Source organism: Micromonospora sp. H61, assembly GCF_018070325.1.
Taxonomy (GTDB): domain Bacteria; phylum Actinomycetota; class Actinomycetes; order Mycobacteriales; family Micromonosporaceae; genus Micromonospora; species Micromonospora salmantinae.
In genome coordinates this window covers 41254-59052 of sequence record NZ_JAGPXY010000012.1, presented here as the reverse complement: position 1 = coordinate 59052, position 17799 = coordinate 41254, and the positions used below count along the sequence as shown (strand labels likewise).

Sequence of the window (17799 nt, the reverse complement as noted above, 5' to 3'; positions counted from 1 at the left end):
GCGGCGGACGCGCGGAACTTCAGTCCGGTGCGCCCTCGGTGATCGGTAGGAGGACCCGGAAGGTGGTTCGTCCCGGCTCGGTCTCGACCCGGATGTCGCCGTGGTGTTTGTGCACCACGATCCGGTACGAGATGTCCAGCCCCAGACCGGTGCCCGCGCCGACCGGCTTGGTGGTGAAGAACGGCTCGAAGATCCGCGGACGCACCTCCGGCGGGATACCCGGCCCGGTGTCGGTGATCTCCACCGTCAGTTGGTTGCCGACCCGTCCGGTGCGGACGGTCAGCACACCCTTCTCCCCCATCGCGCCCAACGCGTTGTCGATCAGGTTGGTCCACACCTGGTTCAGCTCGGCCGCGTACGCCGGGACCGGTGGGAGGTCCCGGTCGTACTCCCGGACCAGCTTGACCTCGGCGGGGATCTTGCCCTTGAACATCACCAGCGTGGCGTCGAGCAGGTCGTGCACATCCACCACCCGGTGCGGGGCGCGGTCCAGCTGCGAGTACTGCTTGGCGGCGCCCACGAGCCCGGAGATCCGGGTGACCGCGTCGCCGATCTCGCGCATCAGCAGCTCGGTGTCGACGGTGTAGGTGAGCCAACGCACCGCCGCCTCCAGGTCCGCGGCGCCGACCGCGGCCTTGACCTGCGCCAGCCAGGCCGCGTCGAGCCCACCGCCGACCAGGATCGGCGCCAGGTCCCAGGCCCCGCCGACGCCATGGTCCTGCAGCCAGTCGGTCAGGGTGTCCTCGGCGTCGGCGGTGGCCATCGGGGTCAACTTCGGCGCGCCGGCCACCCGGGCGACCGCCTCCTCCTGCAGGGCGACCAGACCGTGCAGGGCGCTGCCGTCGAGCCGCCCGTCGGCGATCATGGCGAGCTTGTGCCGCATCCCGGCGACCCGGTCCCGCAGAACCGACGTGGCCCGCACCGCCGCCGCGGCCGGATTGTTCAGCTCGTGGGTCAACCCCGCCGAGAGCGAACCGAGGGCCAGCAACCGCTCCCGCTCACCGACGATGGCCTGACTGTCCCGCATCCCGAAGAACAGCCCCTCCAACAGGTGCATGGGCATCGGGAACCAGGACCGCAGGGCGTACGCGAAGTCCTCCGCCGGCAGCACGAAGAACTCCGCGTCGGTCACCGCCCGCAGGCTGTTGCGGTAGCTCTGCTCGACCTGGTCACCCAGGTACGCCTGAGTGGCCCCTCCGTACACCCCGCGCTGGTCGGTTCGGCTGACCTCGACGTCGTCGCCGCGCACCAGGCGACTCAACGCCACCGCCCCGCGCACCAGCACGAAGAAGCAGGTAGCGGGCTCACCCTCGCCGTACACGAGGGTGCCGCCGGCGCGCTGCTCGACCCGGCCGTGCTCGGCCAGCCAGTCGAGCTGCCCGTCGTCGAGCGCCTCGAACAGGAACAGAGTGCGCAACTGCGCAGATGTCAGCCGATCAGACTCGGTGGTCACTGGGCCTCCTTCGCTCGCGACTGCGGGGCTCGCAAACCCGGCTCACTGGGCCTCCAGGTAGCGGTGCACCAGCGACACCGCCATCGCACCCTCGCCGACGGCCGAGGCGACCCGCTTGACCGACTCGGCCCGCACGTCCCCGGCAGCGAACACGCCCGGCACGCTGGTCTCCAGGTGGTACGGGTCGCGCGACAACGACCAGCCGGCCGGTCGCCGCCCCCCGGCGAGCAGATCCGGACCGGTCACGATGAAACCACGGTCGTCGCGGACCAGCGTCCGGGGTGAGCGCCCACGCCTCCAGCAGCCCGTCGACCACCGGGTACAGCTTCTCCTCCGGCGGGTGCCAGGGCTTGAGCAGGTAGTGGTCCAGGTCGACCACGTTGATGGCCTCGATCGCGGCGTCGGTGTCCGCGTACGCGGTGAGCAGCACCCGGCGGGCCGCCGGGAAGATGTCCATGGCCGCTTCCAGGAACTCGACACCGGTCATCTCCGGCATCCGGTGGTCGGCCAGCAGCAGCGCCACCTGTTCGCCGCGCAGTTTGACCTCGCGTAGCGCGTCCAGCGCCTCCGGCCCGGAGGACGCCCGCAACACCCGGTAGCGGTCGCCGTAGCGGCGCCGGATGTCCCGGGCCACCGCCCGGGACACCACGGGGTCGTCGTCGACGGTCAGGATCACCGGGTTCGCCATGGCGCCATGAAATCACCTGTCGAGGGTCGACCGCACCATCGCCGAGGCCCGGCCCACGGTTGACCGCCCGGCAGACGGGTAAGCCGGGAAGCCGCGCGGGTGGCCGGACATCGACGACCCGCCCGGTTGCCGCGCACACCTCGGGGGGCCCATGGCGGACGCGACACCGACCGGACCGACGACGTCGGGCGGGATCGTGGAGCTGCGGGTGCACGGTGTCTCCGGCGCGGGCGCGGACCAGGTGTTGGACCGGCCGTACGTGCACCAGGTCGCCGGGGACCGCAGCGGCGGTTTCTACCGACCGCGCCCCGGCTATCCGGACTCCACCGGGACGGACGGGGTGACGTTGGAGGCGTACCGCTGGAGTGACCTGCCGTCCGGCACGGCCGTGCGGACGCTGTCGCTGGTCTTCCTGCTGCCGTTCATGCTCTGCAACGTGGCGCTCTGGATGCGCCCGGCGAACACCGTCTCGAAGCGCGGCTTCATGGCGCTGTGCCGGGTGCTCGCCCTCACCCTCACCGTGCTCTACGTGCTCTCCATCGTCGGGGTGGCGCTGGACCTGGTCGCGTGGCGCTGCATGGACAGCCCGTCGTGCCTGGCCGGCCGGAGCTGGCTGTCCTGGCTCGGTGGGCGCCCGCCCGGGCTGCGCCTGGGGGTGCTGGCGCTCGTGCCGGTCGCCGCCATCGGGCTGGTCTGGTGGCTGGGCGCCCGCCCGGGCCATTCGTTCGACGCGTTCCGGACGCCGTCGACGCCGACGTCGAAACACCAGTTGAGCGCCGTCGGCCAATGGGACGGCGAGCCGCTGGTGGGTCGGCTGCGCTCGGTCCACGTCGCGGCGGCGTTCACCACGCTGAGCGCCAGCCTGCTGGCCGCGCGGGCCAGCCAGCACCGCTCGTGGGTGATGGTGACCCTGCTGACGGCCACCGGGGCGGCGCTGCTGGCCTGTCTGATCCTGGTCACCGTGGTGCCGAGCATGGACCGCACCGACCCGTCGCCCCGGGTGGACGGCGTCTTCCGCGGGCTGCGCATCATCGCCTGCGGCCTGACGATGCTGGTGATCGTGCACGTCGTCATCAGCCCGGCACCGTGGCCGCAAGGCGGTGCGCTGCCCGGTTACGGCGCGATCGTGGCCTGGCTGTTCGTCAGCCAGACGGTGCTGGTGATCGCGCTCGCCGCGCTGGTGATCTGGCGACGGGGCGGCGGGCAGAGCCGGTCACCCATCCGCGCGTTGGGAGCGCCGGTCTTCATCACGATCTCGGCCGGCCTCGCCGTGGCGTTCTCGGCCGAGCTGGTCTACCGGGTGGCGGACCTGCTCGACCGCGAGGGGACGACCGCGGACGGCCTGGAGACCAGCCCTCCCCTGGCGTACAAATGGGCGATCTTCGGGTTTTTCCTGGCAGTGGTGACCGCGCTGCTGGTGGCCGGCCTGGTCACCAGGCTGACCCGGCGCGGGCGGCGGCGGGCCGCGCGCGCGATCGTGGCCGCCGACTTCCCGGACGCGCCGCCGCAGGCGGCGGACCGGCTGCGGCGGGTGGAGCAGGCGGTGGCGCGGGCCCGCTTCACCGAACGGTTGGAGCCGCTCTCCGTGGTGTACGCCGGCCTGGCGGCGCTCGGCCTGGCCACCAGCGTGCTCGGCCTGCTCCAGCTCCTACCCGGCGACGTGGCGCAGCGCTACGTCGGAGTGCCGGAAAACATGGTCAACTTCCTGATCGGGTCGGGTAGCTACGTGATCGCCGCGATCCTGCTCGGCCTGGTGGTGGGCGGCATCTTCGCGTACCGGACGGCGCAGTTCCGTCGGTACGTGGGGGTCCTCTGGGATCTGGGCACCTTCTGGCCCCGCGCGGCGCACCCGTTCGCGCCGCCCTGCTACGCCGAGCGGGCCGTGCCGGAGTTGGCCAAGCGGATCACCTACCTGGTGGAACAGGGGCACGGTGTGCTGCTTGCCGGACACAGCCACGGCTCGGTGCTGCTCGCCGCCACGGTCCTGCAACTGCCCACCCGGATCACCGAGCGGGTAGCCCTGCTGACCTACGGGTCGCCGCTGGGCCGCCTGTACTCCCGCCTGTTCCCCGCCTACGCCGACGAGCCGGCGCTGCGGGAGATTGGCGAACGGATCGGCTGGCGCTGGATCAACCTGTGGCGCGACACCGACCCGATCGGCGGCTGGATCTTCGCCTCCCACCGTCCCGGGGAGGCCGAGACGCTGACCGGTCCGCCGGCGACTGTGGACCGGCGGTTGACCGACCCGCAGGACGTGGTGCCGGCACCCAGCGACAGCGTTCCCCCACCGATCCTCGGGCACTGGCCGTGTGAGTCGCAGGAGGCGTTCGGGGACGCGGTACGGGACCTCACCGCGCGACTACGCCGCGCGCGCCCGGCACGCGACTGAGCCGGCCGGTACGACTACTCCGGCGGCCGGATATCGTCGCCTGGTGACCCCGTCCAAGCCATCCGCCCGCCGGTTGATCGCCTCGAACAAGAAGGCCCGGCACGAGTACACGGTGCTGCGCACGTACGAGGCGGGCATCGTGCTGGTCGGCACCGAGGTCAAGTCACTGCGCGAGGGGCGGGCCTCGCTGGTGGACGCGTTCGCGCACGAGCGCGACGGCGAGATCGTGCTGTACGGCCTGCACATCGCCGAGTACACCTACGGCACGTGGACCAACCACGCCCCGCGTCGCAACCGCAAGCTGCTGCTGCACCGCGCCGAGATCGACCGGATCCTGGACAAGGTCCGCGAGGGCGGGGTGACCCTCGTTCCGCTGTCGATGTACTTCGAGAACGGCTACGCCAAGGTCGAGTTGGCCCTCGCCAAGGGCAAGCGCTCCTACGACAAGCGGCAGACGCTGGCCGAGCGCGACGCCAACCGGGAGATCGCCCGCGAGCTGGGCCGGCACCTCAAGGGCCACCCCCGCCGGCCCTGACGCCGCAACGGGTCGTCCGCACGCGCCCCAGGGAGCCGCAGGCGTCGTGAGACCGAGAAGTCAGACGCAACTGCTGGCCCTGCTACCCCCTCGTTCACGCGGTTGCTGCCCATGCCGGGCTTTCGCCATGGCAAATGCGGCCGTTAGGGTGAGCGGGTGACGACGTACCGGATCGGGGAGGCGGCCGACCTGCTCGGCGTCAGCGCCGACACCATTCGCCGCTGGGTGGACGCCGGGCGCCTGACGGCCGGGCGCGACGAGCACGGCCACCGGGTCGTCGACGGCGTCGACCTGGCGTCGTTCGCTCGCGCTCAGGCCACCGACCCGGATGCGGGCGCCGAGTTCTCCTCGGCCCGCAACAGGTTGCGCGGCATCGTGGTCGACGTCCGCAAGGACACGGTGATGGCCCAGGTCGACATCCAGGCGGGCCCGTTCCGGGTCGTGTCGCTGATGAGCCGGGAGGCCGTCGACGAGCTAGACCTGCGGGTCGGTTCGGTGGCCGTTGCGGTGATCAAGTCGACAACGGTCGTGGTGGAGCGGGCCGCACCCGCCCCGGCTCGCGGACGGTCGGCCAGATGAACGCGGGGACGGTCGCGCGGAGCAGGCGTACGGCGGTGGCTGTCCTGGTGGCGGCGGGCCTGGCGGTGGCCGGCTGCGGCGCGGGCGGCGACGGCCGGGCAACCGGCAGCGGTGGGGACGGGCGGGTGACCGGCCCGGTGACCGTGTTCGCGGCGGCCTCGCTGACCGAGTCGTTCACCCGCATCGGGAAGGACTTCGAGGCCGCCAACCCGGGCAGTCGCCTGACCCTCAACGTCGCCGGCAGTTCCGCCCTGGCCAACCAGATCACCCAGGGGGCGCCGGCGGACGTGTTCGCCTCGGCCGCCCCGGCGAACATGACCACTGTCGTCGAGGCCGGCGACGCCGACGGCGCGCCGAGCGTCTTCGCCCGAAACCAGCTGGTGATCGCGGTGCCTCGGGGCAACCCGACGGCAGTGGCCGGCCTGGCCGACCTGACCGGCCCGGGTGTGAAGGTGGCGCTCTGCGCCAGTCAGGTTCCCTGCGGCGCGGCGGCCCGCACCGCCCTGGACGCGGCCGGCGTCGCGCTGACGCCGGTCACCCTGGAACGGGACGTCAAGGGTGCGCTCGCCAAGGTCAAGCTCGGCGAGGTCGACGCGGCACTGGTCTACCGCACGGACACGCGGGAGGCGAGCGCCGACGTGACCGGCGTGGAGTTTCCCGAGTCGGCGCGGGCGGTCAACGACTATCCGATCGTCGCGTTGAAGGACGCGCCGAATCCGAACGGCGCACGGGCCTTCGTCGCGTACGTCCGTTCGGCGCCGGCGCAGGCGGTCCTCGCCGAGGCGGGGTTCCAGGCTCCGTGAGGCAGGTCCACACCCACGACGCACGCCGCGGTCGCCCGGCCACGTCTCGACGGCGGGGGCGGGTGCCGGCGGCGTTGGTGATCCCCGCCGGGCTGGGGTTGCTGTTCCTCGTCCTGCCGTTGGCGGGGCTGCTGATCCGGACACCGTGGACGACCCTGCCCGAGCGGCTCACCGAGCCGGGCGCGTTGACCGCCCTGCGGCTGTCGGTGCAGACCGCCACCCTGGCCACCGCGCTCTGTCTGCTGCTCGGGGTGCCGCTCGCCTGGGTCCTGGCCCGGATCGAGTTTCCCGGCCGTCGGCTGGTACGCGCGCTGGTCACCGTGCCGCTCGTGCTGCCGCCGGTGGTCGGTGGGGTGGCGCTGTTGCTGGTCTTCGGTCGGCGGGGCCTGCTCGGCGGCTGGCTCGACAGCACGTTCGGCATCACCCTGCCCTTCACGACCACGGGTGTCGTGCTGGCCGAGGCGTTCGTCGCCATGCCGTTCCTGGTGATCGCCGTGGAGGGTGCGCTACGTGCCGCCGACCACCGCTTCGAGGAGGCCGCTGCGACGTTGGGCGCCAGCCGGTGGACCACCTTCACCCACGTCACGCTGCCGCTGGTGGCGCCCGGTCTGGCCGCCGGGGCGGTGCTCTGCTGGGCGCGGGCGCTCGGCGAGTTCGGTGCCACCATCACCTTCGCCGGCAACTACCCCGGTCGGACGCAGACCATGCCGCTCGCCGTCTACCTGGCGTTGGAGACGGACCTGGAGTCCGCGATCGTGCTCAGCCTGGTGCTGCTCGTCGTGTCGGTGGGCATCCTGGTGGCGTTGCGGGACCGGTGGATGACCACCGCATGAGCGACCGGCTTCTCGACGCGCGGCTCGTCGTCGACCGGGGCGTCTTTCGGCTCGACGTGCCGCTGCGGGTCGCGCCGGGCGAGGTGGTGGCGCTGCTCGGCCCGAACGGTGCCGGCAAGACCACAGCGCTGCGGGCGCTGGCCGGGCTGCATCCCCTCACCGACGGGCACGTCACCCTCGACGACGTCGACCTGGACCGCCCGGCGACCGGTGGCTGGGTGCCCACCGAACGCCGGTCGATCGGCGTCGTCTTCCAGGACTACCTGCTGTTTCCGCACCTCAGCGCATTGGACAACGTGGCCTTCGGGCCGCGCCGGCACGGCGTCGAGCGGCGGGCCGCCCGCGCCACGGCCCGGGAGTGGCTGGGCCGGGTGGGGCTTGACGCGCAGGCGCAGCGCAAGCCGCGGCAGCTCTCCGGCGGTCAGGCGCAGCGGGTGGCGCTGGCCCGCGCGCTGGCCGTGGCCCCGTCGCTGCTGCTGTTGGACGAGCCGCTCGCCGCGCTGGACGCCCGCACCCGGCTGGACACCCGCGCGGAGCTGCACCGGCACCTGTCGGCGCACGCGGGCGCGACGGTGCTGGTCACCCACGACCCGCTGGACGCGCTGGCGTTGGCCGACCGGCTGGTCATCGTCGAGGGTGGCCGGGTGGTACAGGAGGGCGACGGGCCGAGCGTCACCGCCCGCCCCCGCACCGACTACGTCGCCCGGCTGGTCGGGCTGAACCTGTACCGGGGTCGCGCCGACGGGCACGGGGTGCGGGTGTCGCCGGAGCTGACCCTCACTGTCGCCGACCGGTTGGACGGCGAAGCGTTCGTGGCGTTCCGTCCGGCCGCGGTGGCTCTGCACCCGGCCCGGCCGGAGGGCAGCCCACGGAACACCTGGGCGGGCACAGTGACCGGCGTCCAGCGCCACGGTGACAACGTGCGGGTGCAACTGGACGGACCGATCGGGGTGGCCGCCGACGTCACGCCGGCCGCCGCCGCACAGCTACGGCTGATCCCCGGCCAGCGGGTCTGGGTGGCGGTCAAGGCGACCGAGACCCACGCGTACCCGGCCACGGGCTGACCCGACGCCGGCCACATCGTCACCCGCGCGGGTGCAGCCAACGCCGCGCGGACGCGGGTCAGCCGGCGAGCAGGTCGGCGTGTGCGGCGCGCAGCCGGGCCAGCGTCGGGTCGCTGCCCGGGACGACCCGGCTGTCCAGCTCGGCCCACGCCTCGGCCAGCGCCGCGCGGACCGCGCCAAGCTCGGCGGCGTGCCGCTGTGTGCTGCGTCGGTGCTGCTCCTCGAGGCGACGGGCCCAGCCGGCGGTGACCGTCGCGAGCCGGTCGGCGTCGGCGCGGGCCTGGGCGCCGCTGCGGGCGGCTGCGGCGGGGACGATCGCGGCGACCGGGCGGGGATCGCCGTCGCGGGTGACGACGGTGACCGCGTCGGTCAGCTCGGCCAGCGCGACGAGCTGGCTGAACCGGGTGCGCGCCTCACGCAGCGGCACGGAACGCGGCGGGTCGGAATGAGGGGTGAGCGCGGGGACGGCCATGGATGCATGGTGCCGCGCGGGTATGACAACTATTCGCTGTCGTCAGTGGACGGTGCGTGGCGGGCGGACCACTCGTCGGCCAGCACCGACCAGACCTCAAGGTCGATCCGACCGTGCGGACCCGGGCTGACCTGGCGCAGCGTGCCGTCGAGGCGCAGCCCGAGCCGGTCGGCGAGGGCCTTGCTGCGGGTGTTGTCGGCGTTGGTCCGCCACTCCACCCGCTGGATGCCGCGCTCGCGCACCGCCCAGTCGACGATCCGGCGCACCGCCGGGGCGACCAGGCCCCTGCCCTGCGCCGCCGGCTCCACCCAGCAACCGACCTCGCAGACGCCACGGGTCACGTCGAACGACACGAACATGACCCCGCCGACGAGCGTGCCCCGCCACCACAGCCCCCAGATGCCACCGCTGTCGCTGGCCCAGAGGTCGGCGTACCGCTGCAACACCGCACGGGCCGACGGCAGGTCGGTGGCGACGAACGACGGCGACACCCAGGGTTGGATGTGCTCGCGGGCCCGGTCGAGGTGGGTGAGGAACTCCTCGGCCAGCCACGGGTTCAACGGGCGCAGCTCGACGTCCTCGGTCAGCGGCAGGGCGAACACCGGGCCTCCACTCAGTGCGATTCTCAGGTCCGTAGGAGGCTCGCACAGGCACCTCGTCGAGGCACGGCCGCCCTCCGCTCACTGCGGCAGGTGGGTCTGCAGCGCGGCGAACTGGGCCACGGTCAGGTAGGAGGGGTTGGCGGCGCCGATCAGATGATCATGTGGGTCCAGTAGGTGAGCCAGAGGACGAACAGCACGCCCTGCACCACGGCGAGCGTCGCTGTCAGCCACACGTCGACGCTGGCGTGGCGGGCCCAGCGGGCCAGCACCAGCGCGACCGGGAAAGCGGCGAGCAGATAGCGCAGCAGGCTCTTGTACACCGGCGGGCCCATCGACAGCGGCACCAGCACCATGAGGACGCCGTACACCAGGTAGGCCAGGTCCCGGCGGCGGAACCCGGCGACCAGCACGGCGAGGACGGCCACGGCGAACCACGCCCGAGCGGCGTCGCGCAGCTCCCCGGTCAACCCGTTCAGCAGCACCGGAACGGGGTTCTGCACCTCGATGCCCCATCCGGTCTCCTGGGCGTGCTGGTAGGCGAACCAGTCCCCGCCCCGCCACCGGCAGTACACCATGAAGGTGAACCACCCGGCGGGGAGCAGCAGCAACGGCCAGCCGATCCGGAGGTAGCCGAGCAGGGCGCGCGGCCCGAGCCGCCAGTCGTGCTGCCGCAGCAGCACCAGGGCCAGCGGCAGCGCCACGAGCAGGCCGACGGAGCGGCTCATCGCCAGGAAGTAGCCGATCACGCCGACCAGTAGCCACCGGTGTCGCTCGGCGTAGTAGAAGGTGGCCAACGCGAGGCAGACGAAGAGCGACTCGGTCAACGCGGCCTGGAACAGGAACGCGGTCGGCAGCAGCACCAGGTACCGGGTGAACCGGCGGGCCGCGTACGCGTCGCCGAGCAGCAGCTCCGCCAGCCGGTAGCCGTACCAGAGCGCCAGCAGGAACGCGACGTTGCTGATCAGCAACAGGGCCAGTGCGGTGTCGCCGCCGAGCAGCACGCCGACCGGCCGGGCCAGGAACGGGTACAGCAGGGGGAAGCCGAAGTCTCGCCACGGCCCGCTCAGGGGCAGCTCGCTCAGCCGTAGGTAGAGCAGCGAGTCCCAGGCGAACCAGAAGGAGATCCACCGGTGCCCGGAGATCTCCCGCTGTTGCGCCCACATCAACGCCTCATCCGGCGGCGGGGCACCGGGGACGCCGTCCCAGGCGTGCAGGACCAGGAGCCCGAGCAGGGTGAGCAGCAGCTTCGCGCCGAGGAACAGGCCGATGATGTACGGCCAGGGCGCCGGCACCCGACGGGCCAGACGCGCTCCGCCGCGGCCGGCCGCGACGGCCCGGGCGGCCAGCGTCGCCGCGCCGCTGCGCCACCGGTCCATCTGCCCCGCTTCCCCGCTCCCCCGGTCCGCCGGCCGCGCGGGGAAGTCGCTCTTCTCGTGGTACGCCGCAGCGTGCCCCGCCGAAGCGGGGACCAGCTACCACTAAGTGTGACATTCTGCGCAGAGCGGGTAGACGCCGCGCCTCAACCACGGCGGTGAGCAGGGAGCGCGTCAGCATGAGCGAGCAGAACGGCACTGTCGTCATCGGTGCGGGGCCGGCCGGGCTCACCGCGGCGTACGAGCTGCTCCGGCACGGCCGCTCGGTGCAGGTGTTCGAGGCCGACGAGGTGGTCGGCGGGATCAGTCGAACAGTGGAGCGCGACGGGTGGCGGTTCGACATCGGCGGGCACCGGTTCTTCACAAAGGTGCCCCGGGTGGAGGCGTTCTGGCACGAGATCCTGCCGGACGAGGACTTCCTGACCCGGCCCCGGATGAGCCGCATCTTCTACCGGGGCGCCCTGTTCAACTACCCGCTCAGTGCCGTGAACGCGCTGCGCAACCTGGGTCTGCCGGAGGCCGTCCGCTGCCTCGGCTCGTACGCCCGCGCCCGGCTGCGGCCGCCACGGGACCAGTCACACTTCGAGGGCTGGGTGTCGGCCCGGTTCGGCTGGCGGCTGTACTCGATCTTCTTCAAGACGTACACCGAGAAGGTCTGGGGTATGCCGGCGGACCGGTTGCAGGCCGACTGGGCGGCGCAACGGATCAAAAACCTGTCGCTGGCCACGGCCATCCGCAACGCGCTGCTGCCCCGGCGTCGACGCACGGACGTGACCAGCCTGATCGAGGAGTTCCAGTACCCGAAGTACGGGCCCGGGATGATGTGGGAGCGCTGCGCCGAGCAGGTTCGCGAGCGGGGCGGGCAACTGTCCACCGGTAGTTGGGTAACGGCCGTGCACCGCGACCCGGCCCGCCGACGGGCGATCAGCGTGACGATCAACGGCGCGGGCGGGCAGCGTACCGAAGCTGCCGACCACGTGATCTCCTCCATGCCGATCTCGGAGCTGGTGACCGCGCTGCACCCGCCGGCGCCGCCGGAGGTGCTGGCCTGCGCGGCCGACCTGCGCTACCGCGACTTCCTGACGGTCGCCCTGGTCGTGCCGGCGGAGTTCTCGTTCCCGGACAACTGGATCTACGTGCACGACCCGGGGGTACGGGTGGGCCGGATCCAGAACTTCGGCTCCTGGTCGCCGTACCTCGTCAAGGACGGCCGCACCTGCCTGGGCCTGGAGTACTTCGTGTTCGAGGACGACGAGATGTGGCGTACCCCGGATGCCGACCTCGTGGCGCTCGCCACCGCGGAGCTGGAGCGGTTGGGGTTGGTTCGACAGGGCGTGGTGGAGGCCGGCTACGTCGTGCGCATGCCCAAGGCCTACCCGGTGTACGACGAGCGCTACCAGCACAACGTGGACGTGATCCGGGCCTGGCTGACCGAGGCGGTGCCGAACGTGCACCCGGTGGGGCGCAACGGCATGCACCGCTACAACAACCAGGACCACTCGATGCTGACCGCGATGCTCACCGCCGAGAACATCGCCACCGGGAGTAGGCACGACGTCTGGTCGGTCAACGTGGAGCAGGACTACCACGAGGAATCCTCCGACGGCGACAGCCGGCGGGGCACCGGCCGGGACGCGCCGGTGGTGCCCAGCCGGATCATCGCGGCCCCCATCACCCTGCCGGAGGGGTCCGACGACCGAGCCCCTGTCGCAGCTCCCCCGTCTCACGCCTGAGCCGAGCACGCTCGCGGCACGGGCAGGTGCTTACCGCGGCAGGTGCGTGCAGCGGGCCACTGTGGCGTCGTCCGGGCGGTACGCATCCGCGCCACCGGTAATCTGCGCCTCGGCCTGCCGGACGCGGGCGATGACGCCGGCCGGCCCGCTGGCGCGAAGCAGGTCCAGCACGCCCGGCCAGTCGGTCCGACCGTACGGGCTGACGATGCGGCTGGCACCGTTGCTGAGCAACGCGACACCGTTCAGGTCGGCGAGGGACCGGCTTCCGGTCACCGCTTCCCGCGCCGCGCGCGGGTCATCCTTGGCGATCCAGTAGCCGCCCGGCTGGTTCCGGCGGGCACGCAGCGCCCTGGCGCAGGAGGCCCGCACCCGGTCGTACTCTGGCGTTCCTCGGGTAATGCCGGCGAGCGGCGCCGCGCATTCCCGCCGGGCAGTCATCTCGCGCTCATCGGTGATCACCAGCGGGCCGTCGTCGACCTGGTCGATGACGAGGAAGGAGTCCGCGAGCAGGAGCCAGTCCAAGCGGAACTGGTGGGCGCGGACCATCGCGACGGTGGCCTGCGGGCTGCTGGGGTCCGCGATGTCTCAGGTGTGGCCGTGCTCGGCGGCGATCTCGTCGATGGCGGTGGCGAGGATCGCGGCGAGTTCTCGCCCGTCGCCGCGCGACAGGTGGCCGAGCAGCGCGCCGCCGAGGCGGTGCGTGTACCAGGCGACGCCGTGGGAGCAGAGCGATTCGGCTCCCGGAATGCCGGCGCCGTCGAGCAGGACGACAGCGCCGGGAACCGCACCGACGAAGTCCTCGTTCGGCCGATCGGCCCTGCCGGCGCTCGTCGCCAGGCTGACGTCCACTCGTGGGCTCCTGTCTGGGCTCGGGAGGCGCTGGCCGCAGCGCAACGGATCACGTCGAGCGTCGGCGGGTGATGCCGTCCAGGATGGTGGTCAGGTTGTGGTTGAAGGTCTCCTCGACGTTGAGGTGGGCGCCGTCGATGACGAGCCGGGCCACTGTGGGGTACCTGCCGGTTCTCAACATGCGCGTGAGGTAAGGGCCGAGGCTGGCCTGGAAGGCGGCTTCGTCGGTGCCGGTGGAACGTGCGGTGCGTCGTTCGGTGACCTCTCTGCGGACCGATCCGATGATGAAGGCGTTGAGGGCGCCCACCGCTCGCTGGAGATCGTCGATGTCACGCACACCGGGGGCCGCACTGAGCGCCGCGGCGGTCGCTTCGCCCACGGCGAGCGCGTGTGGTCCCAGGTGTGGCCGTCCGCCGAGCACGTCGGAGAACCACTCGTGGTCGAGGGCGGCAGCGCGGGTCGCGTGGGCGATGGCCAGCACCGTGTCGCGCCACCCGGAGCGCTGGCCCACCTCGGCGATCCGGGCGTAGACGACGTCGACCATGAGATCGAGCAACTCCGACTTGTTGATCACGTAGTCGTAGAGCCGCATCGGGCCGACACCGAGCTCTTTGGCGATCTTGCGCAGTGACAGCCCGTCGAGGCCGTGCGCGTCGGCAAGCCGGATCGCCGTAGCGGCGATCTTCTCGCGGCTCAACGGCACCGGCACCGCCCGCGGCTGCGGTTCGGGCCGTTCCCAAACGGGCAACGGCTCGCTACCGTACGGTGTATCCACCAATACAGTGTACGGTAGCGCCGTGAGAACGCGAATTGCGATCGCCGGTGGTGGACTCGGCGGGTTGACGCTGGCTCGGATCCTGCACCGACACGGCATCGACGCGGTGGTGTACGACCGGGAAGCAAGCCGATCCGCGCGGCCCCAGGGCGGTGCCCTCGATCTGCACCCGGAGTCCGGGCAACTGGCCCTTGCCGAGGCGGGTCTCGCCGACCGGTTTCGGTCGGAGGCACGACCCGAGGGCGAGGAACATCGCATCCTCGACCCGACCGGACGCATCCTGGTGCACCACGAGCCGCAACCTGGCTCATTCTCCGGACGTCCCGAGATCGACCGGAGCGCACTGCGTGATCTCCTGCTCGACTCCCTCCCCGACGACATGGTTGCCTGGCGGCACCGGCTCGTCGCGGCGACCCCACGACCCGACGAGGGCTGGGAGCTGACGTTCCACGACGGCCACCGAGCCAGCTGCGACATCCTCGTCGGCGCGGACGGCGCGCGCTCAGTCGTCCGGTCGCTGCTGACCGACGTCGGATTGTCCTATGTGGCCACTCTGGTGGAGTTGAGCGTCGACGACGTCGACCGGCGTCATCCCGATCTCGCCGAGCTGGTCGGCCCCGGCAACCTGTGGTGCGTCGGGGTGAACCAGATCCTGGCAGCGCAACGTCTCGGCGACGGCAACCTCCGGGTCGGGATCTCGCTGCGCGCAAAGGACCGGTCCCTGGATACGTACCGCAGTAAGCGCGCCCTGCTGGACCTGTTCGCTGGCTGGAACCCCCGCCTCACCGCACTCATCGAGGCCGCCGAGTGCGCGCCGACGCCACGCCTGATCGAGGCGATGCCCACCGACACGCGTTGGACCAGCCGGCCGGGCGTCACCCTCATCGGCGACGCCGCGCACCTCATGCCACCGGTCGGCGAGGGCGCGAACCAGGCCATGCTCGACGCCGCAGAACTCGCCAGCCGGCTCGCCGCCAACCCGGCCGACCCGAATTCGGCGATTCGGACGTACGAAGAGTCGATGTTCAGCAGGATTCACCCGATCGCCGACATGTCCGCACGGGTCCAGGCGATGACGCTGTCCCCTACCGCTGCGGAGGACATCGTTCGCTTCTTCGCCCGGCCGACGGAGCCCGCACGCGCAGAATGACATCTGGCGCTGTCGACGCGGCTGGCGATAATCGTTTCATGACGACGGATGTGCACCCCGAATCTGGTCTCCGTAAGGCCACCTTGACCGATCGGGACCTTGTGGAAACATCGTGGGACTACTGCCGAATTCACGCGCTCGCCGTCACTGACGACGAGGGCCCACCGGAAGACTCGACACTGGACTACCGGGAGGACGACGACCTCGACCCCACCGCGCCGTCGGCCACGAAACTGCATCTCGACCTCGACTACATCGTGCGCCGGATCGATCCGGGGCCGATTGGGCAGATTCACTTCTGGGTCGCGCCGGCCACGTTGATCTTCCACAGCGTGTGGGACATCGTCGGCAGCTTGGACTCCATCTGTCTGCCGTTCGAGTTGAAGAGCCTGCGCCAGGAGGCTCCCTCACAGCCAGGGGAGCCCTGCTGGCACCTGGAAGGGCGCGACCTGGACCTGAGGTTCCAGGCGACGGGCTACACCCTCTACCTGCGCCAACCCCCGCGTTACGGCGCTCGGGTGCTCCGGATGGCCGAACGGGGCGGCATCAGCTTCGACCCGAAGCCGTTTGCCTGACCGGCAAGGGCCCGGCCCGACGCCCCAGCGGTGGCGGCGAAACCCGCTGTCGCTCACCGCCGACGGTGTGCGGACCACCCGTCTCCCCACGCTCGGCGCCACTGCCGGCGAGGATCCGGCCGCGGCATCCCTCTGGGGTTTCACGAGAATGGGACGCATGCGTTATTTTCCCCACATATCGAGTCTATTGACGCAGTGCCATACATTGATCACTGTGGTCGCATGAAACCACGGCTGTTCCTCATCGCCGCACTCGCCGCTGTCGTCGCCACCCTCACGGTGCCCTCGGCCGCCCACGCCAACCCCGACGACAGCAACCGCGCGAGCGTTGCCGGAATCTCCGCGCAGGCCATCCAGTCCGGCCCCGACGACAACAACAACGCAAGCGTTTCCGGGATCTCCTCGCAGACCGCTGGCTCCTGCCCCTACACCGCCCTGTGCCTCTACACCGAGGGCGATTTCCGCGGCCGCATGTTCGTGATCTACGCCTGTGGCAGCTACGCGCTGTTCAACTGGAACGGCTGGGGGTCCGTCTACAACAACCAGACTCCGAGCTACTGGGCCTATCTGCTGGACCAGAACGGCAATGAAGCCCACGGCTTCGTCGACGGAGCCGGCGCAAGCTGGGTGGAGTTCGACCCGTACTGGTACGCCAAGCCCTGCTAGTGCTCTGACCACGAACGTTCACGGTGTGGGTCAGGCTGCCGTTCGTACGGCGGGCTGGCCCCATCGTCGTTGGCGTTCGTAATTCGCAGCCGCTGCTGACCTTCCTAGTCGGACAGCCGCCGCACACGCACGGGCTGTGCCACCGGCACAGCCTCAACGCGGACACGGCGCCCACCTCGGAGGCTGAGCGGCGTGTCATCCAACACCGTGAACGTTCGTGGTCAGAGCACCAGCTGGTCAGGCCGTGCCTAGCGACGAAGTCCTGATCGGGCCGGTTAGGGCTTGCGGGCCACCGCGCCGTAGATGGAGGCGTCGGTTAGGGGCGGGCGCTGCTCAGGTGGCACCTGAGGCCGCCACTCGGTGACCGGGACGATGCCCGGTTCGGCCAGCTCCAGACCGGTGAAGAAGCGGGCGAACTCGGCGCGGTCGCGGGGGACGGCGTCCTGCTTCATCCGGCCGGCGGCGAACTCGGCCTCCATCCGCCTGACGATCTCGGCGGGGATGTGGTCGGTGGTGAAGTGGGTCAGCGCCAGCCAGCTTCCCGACGGCAGCGCGTCGAGCAAGCGGGCAACCTGCTCGTGTGGGCGGTCGTCGTCGGTGAGGAAGTGCGTCACGGCGATGAGCACCAGCGCCACCGGTCGGGACAGGTCCACTGTGGTGTGCAGCTGCGGGTCGGCGAGGATCTTCTCCGGGTCGCGCAGGTCGGCGTCCAGGTAGGCGGTGGCGCCGGCCGGGTCGCTGGTCAGCAGCGCCCGGGCGTGGACCAGCACCATCGGGTCGTTGTCGACGTAGACCACCCGGGAGTCGGGGGCGACGGACTGGGCCACCTCGTGGGTGTTGTCGGCGCTCGGGATGCCGGTGCCGATGTCGAGAAACTGCCGGACGCCGACCTCGTCGGCGAGGAACCGGACCGCCCGGCCGAGGAAGGCTCGGTTTTCCCGGGCGAGCGTGCGCACCCCTGGGTAGACGGCCGCGATCTGGTCGCCGGACTCCCGGTCGACGGCGAAGTTGTCCTTGCCGCCGAGCCAGTAGTTGTAGCGGCGAGCCGGATGCACGGTCGTGGTGTCGATCCGGTCGGCACCGCGACCCTCGGGCAATTCCGACGTGGACGGCGCCGTCATGAGACCTCCCCAGGTCGGTGGAACACGCAGCATCCACAGCGTCACCGGACGTATCCAGAGGACAGCTTAGGCCGTACCCATCGGTTCGTGGGGTCACCGAGGCGCGGACGTCGCCGGGGCGGGAAACCGCTTACCAGCA

The 17799-nt window shown here is 71.4% G+C and carries 19 protein-coding genes; 10 read left to right on the top strand and 9 right to left on the bottom strand.

The genetic code is table 11. The features are described 5' to 3' along the window. Positions 1–19 precede the first annotated feature (19 nt). On the bottom strand, positions 20–1453 hold the full coding sequence (locus KBX08_RS08920; RefSeq protein ID WP_210782290.1) for an ATP-binding protein: 1434 nt from the start codon (positions 1451–1453) through the stop codon (positions 20–22). After that, positions 1437–2141 (bottom strand): response regulator, encoded by a 705-nt coding sequence (locus KBX08_RS08915; protein ID WP_307850486.1) that lies wholly within the window; start codon positions 2139–2141, stop codon positions 1437–1439. The genes KBX08_RS08920 and KBX08_RS08915 overlap by 17 nt, the downstream gene beginning before the upstream one ends. A gap of 151 nt (positions 2142–2292) precedes the next feature. Here KBX08_RS08915 and KBX08_RS08910 point away from each other — a divergent pair, with 151 nt between their 5' ends. The 6 genes from KBX08_RS08910 to KBX08_RS08885 all read left to right on the top strand — a co-directional run bounded on the left by KBX08_RS08910 (position 2293) and on the right by KBX08_RS08885 (position 8344). Further along, on the top strand, positions 2293–4530 hold the full coding sequence (locus KBX08_RS08910; RefSeq protein ID WP_210782288.1) for a hypothetical protein: 2238 nt from the start codon (positions 2293–2295) through the stop codon (positions 4528–4530). Between the two features lie 43 nt (positions 4531–4573). Further along, the gene (smpB, locus tag KBX08_RS08905; RefSeq protein ID WP_210782286.1) at positions 4574–5065 is read left to right on the top strand and encodes an SsrA-binding protein SmpB; all 492 of its coding nucleotides are present in this window, start codon (positions 4574–4576) and stop codon (positions 5063–5065) included. 156 nt (positions 5066–5221) lie between these two features. After that, positions 5222–5644 (top strand): molybdopterin-binding protein, encoded by a 423-nt coding sequence (locus KBX08_RS08900; RefSeq protein ID WP_210782284.1) that lies wholly within the window; start codon positions 5222–5224, stop codon positions 5642–5644. Then, positions 5641–6447, top strand: a complete 807-nt coding sequence (gene modA, locus KBX08_RS08895; RefSeq protein ID WP_210782282.1) for a molybdate ABC transporter substrate-binding protein — start codon at positions 5641–5643, stop codon at positions 6445–6447. Before KBX08_RS08900 ends, modA begins: the two co-directional genes overlap by 4 nt. Beyond that, entirely contained in the window at positions 6444–7280 is an 837-nt protein-coding gene (gene modB, locus KBX08_RS08890) for a molybdate ABC transporter permease subunit (protein WP_210782280.1), read from the top strand. Before modA ends, modB begins: the two co-directional genes overlap by 4 nt. Beyond that, on the top strand, positions 7277–8344 hold the full coding sequence (locus tag KBX08_RS08885) for an ABC transporter ATP-binding protein (RefSeq protein ID WP_210782276.1): 1068 nt from the start codon (positions 7277–7279) through the stop codon (positions 8342–8344). The genes modB and KBX08_RS08885 overlap by 4 nt, the downstream gene beginning before the upstream one ends. A gap of 58 nt (positions 8345–8402) precedes the next feature. Here KBX08_RS08885 and KBX08_RS08880 read toward each other — a convergent pair whose 3' ends face one another. The 3 genes from KBX08_RS08880 to KBX08_RS08870 all read right to left on the bottom strand — a co-directional run bounded on the left by KBX08_RS08880 (position 8403) and on the right by KBX08_RS08870 (position 10794). Beyond that, positions 8403–8816 carry a type II toxin-antitoxin system Phd/YefM family antitoxin gene (locus KBX08_RS08880; RefSeq protein ID WP_112590058.1) on the bottom strand — a complete coding sequence of 138 codons (414 nt, stop codon included), beginning with the start codon at positions 8814–8816 and terminating at the stop codon, positions 8403–8405. Positions 8817–8845: 29 nt separating this feature from the next. Beyond that, positions 8846–9418 carry a GNAT family N-acetyltransferase gene (locus tag KBX08_RS08875; protein WP_210782274.1) on the bottom strand — a complete coding sequence of 191 codons (573 nt, stop codon included), beginning with the start codon at positions 9416–9418 and terminating at the stop codon, positions 8846–8848. 149 nt (positions 9419–9567) lie between these two features. Beyond that, positions 9568–10794 (bottom strand): hypothetical protein, encoded by a 1227-nt coding sequence (locus tag KBX08_RS08870; RefSeq protein ID WP_210782272.1) that lies wholly within the window; start codon positions 10792–10794, stop codon positions 9568–9570. A gap of 176 nt (positions 10795–10970) precedes the next feature. Between KBX08_RS08870 and KBX08_RS08865 the strand changes: the two genes are divergently transcribed. Continuing rightward, the gene (locus tag KBX08_RS08865) at positions 10971–12524 is read left to right on the top strand and encodes an NAD(P)/FAD-dependent oxidoreductase (protein WP_210782270.1); all 1554 of its coding nucleotides are present in this window, start codon (positions 10971–10973) and stop codon (positions 12522–12524) included. A gap of 30 nt (positions 12525–12554) precedes the next feature. On the opposite strand, the gene KBX08_RS33700 is transcribed toward KBX08_RS08865, so the two are convergent. Genes KBX08_RS33700 through KBX08_RS08855 form a run of 3 tightly spaced genes read right to left on the bottom strand, consistent with a single transcriptional unit; the run spans position 12555 to position 14148 of the window. Next, positions 12555–13070, bottom strand: coding sequence for a hypothetical protein (locus KBX08_RS33700; RefSeq protein WP_247669099.1), 516 nt, complete (start codon positions 13068–13070; stop codon positions 12555–12557). A gap of 39 nt (positions 13071–13109) precedes the next feature. Beyond that, positions 13110–13373 (bottom strand): hypothetical protein, encoded by a 264-nt coding sequence (locus KBX08_RS33695; RefSeq protein WP_247669098.1) that lies wholly within the window; start codon positions 13371–13373, stop codon positions 13110–13112. 49 nt (positions 13374–13422) lie between these two features. After that, on the bottom strand, positions 13423–14148 hold the full coding sequence (locus tag KBX08_RS08855) for a TetR/AcrR family transcriptional regulator (RefSeq protein WP_307850485.1): 726 nt from the start codon (positions 14146–14148) through the stop codon (positions 13423–13425). A gap of 22 nt (positions 14149–14170) precedes the next feature. Here KBX08_RS08855 and KBX08_RS34645 point away from each other — a divergent pair, with 22 nt between their 5' ends. The 3 genes from KBX08_RS34645 (at position 14171) to KBX08_RS08840 (ending at position 16539) form a co-directional block, all read left to right on the top strand. Further along, on the top strand, positions 14171–15298 hold the full coding sequence (locus KBX08_RS34645; RefSeq protein WP_210782266.1) for an FAD-dependent monooxygenase: 1128 nt from the start codon (positions 14171–14173) through the stop codon (positions 15296–15298). Beyond that, entirely contained in the window at positions 15295–15873 is a 579-nt protein-coding gene (locus KBX08_RS08845) for a hypothetical protein (RefSeq protein WP_210782264.1), read from the top strand. Before KBX08_RS34645 ends, KBX08_RS08845 begins: the two co-directional genes overlap by 4 nt. Positions 15874–16095: 222 nt before the next feature. Continuing rightward, on the top strand, positions 16096–16539 hold the full coding sequence (locus KBX08_RS08840) for a peptidase inhibitor family I36 protein (RefSeq protein WP_210782262.1): 444 nt from the start codon (positions 16096–16098) through the stop codon (positions 16537–16539). A 275-nt stretch (positions 16540–16814) separates the two neighbouring features. Here KBX08_RS08840 and KBX08_RS08835 read toward each other — a convergent pair whose 3' ends face one another. Further along, positions 16815–17660, bottom strand: a complete 846-nt coding sequence (locus KBX08_RS08835; RefSeq protein WP_210782260.1) for an SAM-dependent methyltransferase — start codon at positions 17658–17660, stop codon at positions 16815–16817. Positions 17661–17799: the final 139 nt, after the last annotated feature.

Bases quoted from the DNA above. Each gene is read 5' to 3' on its own strand.
- KBX08_RS08915 (WP_307850486.1), bottom strand. From the start codon at position 2,141: ATGGCGAACCCGGTGATCCTGACCGTCGACGACGACCCCGTGGTGTCC.
- KBX08_RS08910 (WP_210782288.1), top strand. From the start codon at position 2,293: ATGGCGGACGCGACACCGACCGGACCGACGACGTCGGGCGGGATCGTG.
- modA (WP_210782282.1), top strand. From the start codon at position 5,641: ATGAACGCGGGGACGGTCGCGCGGAGCAGGCGTACGGCGGTGGCTGTC.
- KBX08_RS08885 (WP_210782276.1), top strand. From the start codon at position 7,277: ATGAGCGACCGGCTTCTCGACGCGCGGCTCGTCGTCGACCGGGGCGTC.
- KBX08_RS08880 (WP_112590058.1), bottom strand. From the start codon at position 8,816: ATGGCCGTCCCCGCGCTCACCCCTCATTCCGACCCGCCGCGTTCCGTG.
- KBX08_RS08870 (WP_210782272.1), bottom strand. From the start codon at position 10,794: ATGGACCGGTGGCGCAGCGGCGCGGCGACGCTGGCCGCCCGGGCCGTC.
- KBX08_RS08865 (WP_210782270.1), top strand. From the start codon at position 10,971: ATGAGCGAGCAGAACGGCACTGTCGTCATCGGTGCGGGGCCGGCCGGG.
- KBX08_RS33700 (WP_247669099.1), bottom strand. From the start codon at position 13,070: ATGGTCCGCGCCCACCAGTTCCGCTTGGACTGGCTCCTGCTCGCGGAC.
- KBX08_RS08845 (WP_210782264.1), top strand. From the start codon at position 15,295: ATGACATCTGGCGCTGTCGACGCGGCTGGCGATAATCGTTTCATGACG.
- KBX08_RS08840 (WP_210782262.1), top strand. From the start codon at position 16,096: ATGAAACCACGGCTGTTCCTCATCGCCGCACTCGCCGCTGTCGTCGCC.
- KBX08_RS08835 (WP_210782260.1), bottom strand. From the start codon at position 17,660: ATGACGGCGCCGTCCACGTCGGAATTGCCCGAGGGTCGCGGTGCCGAC.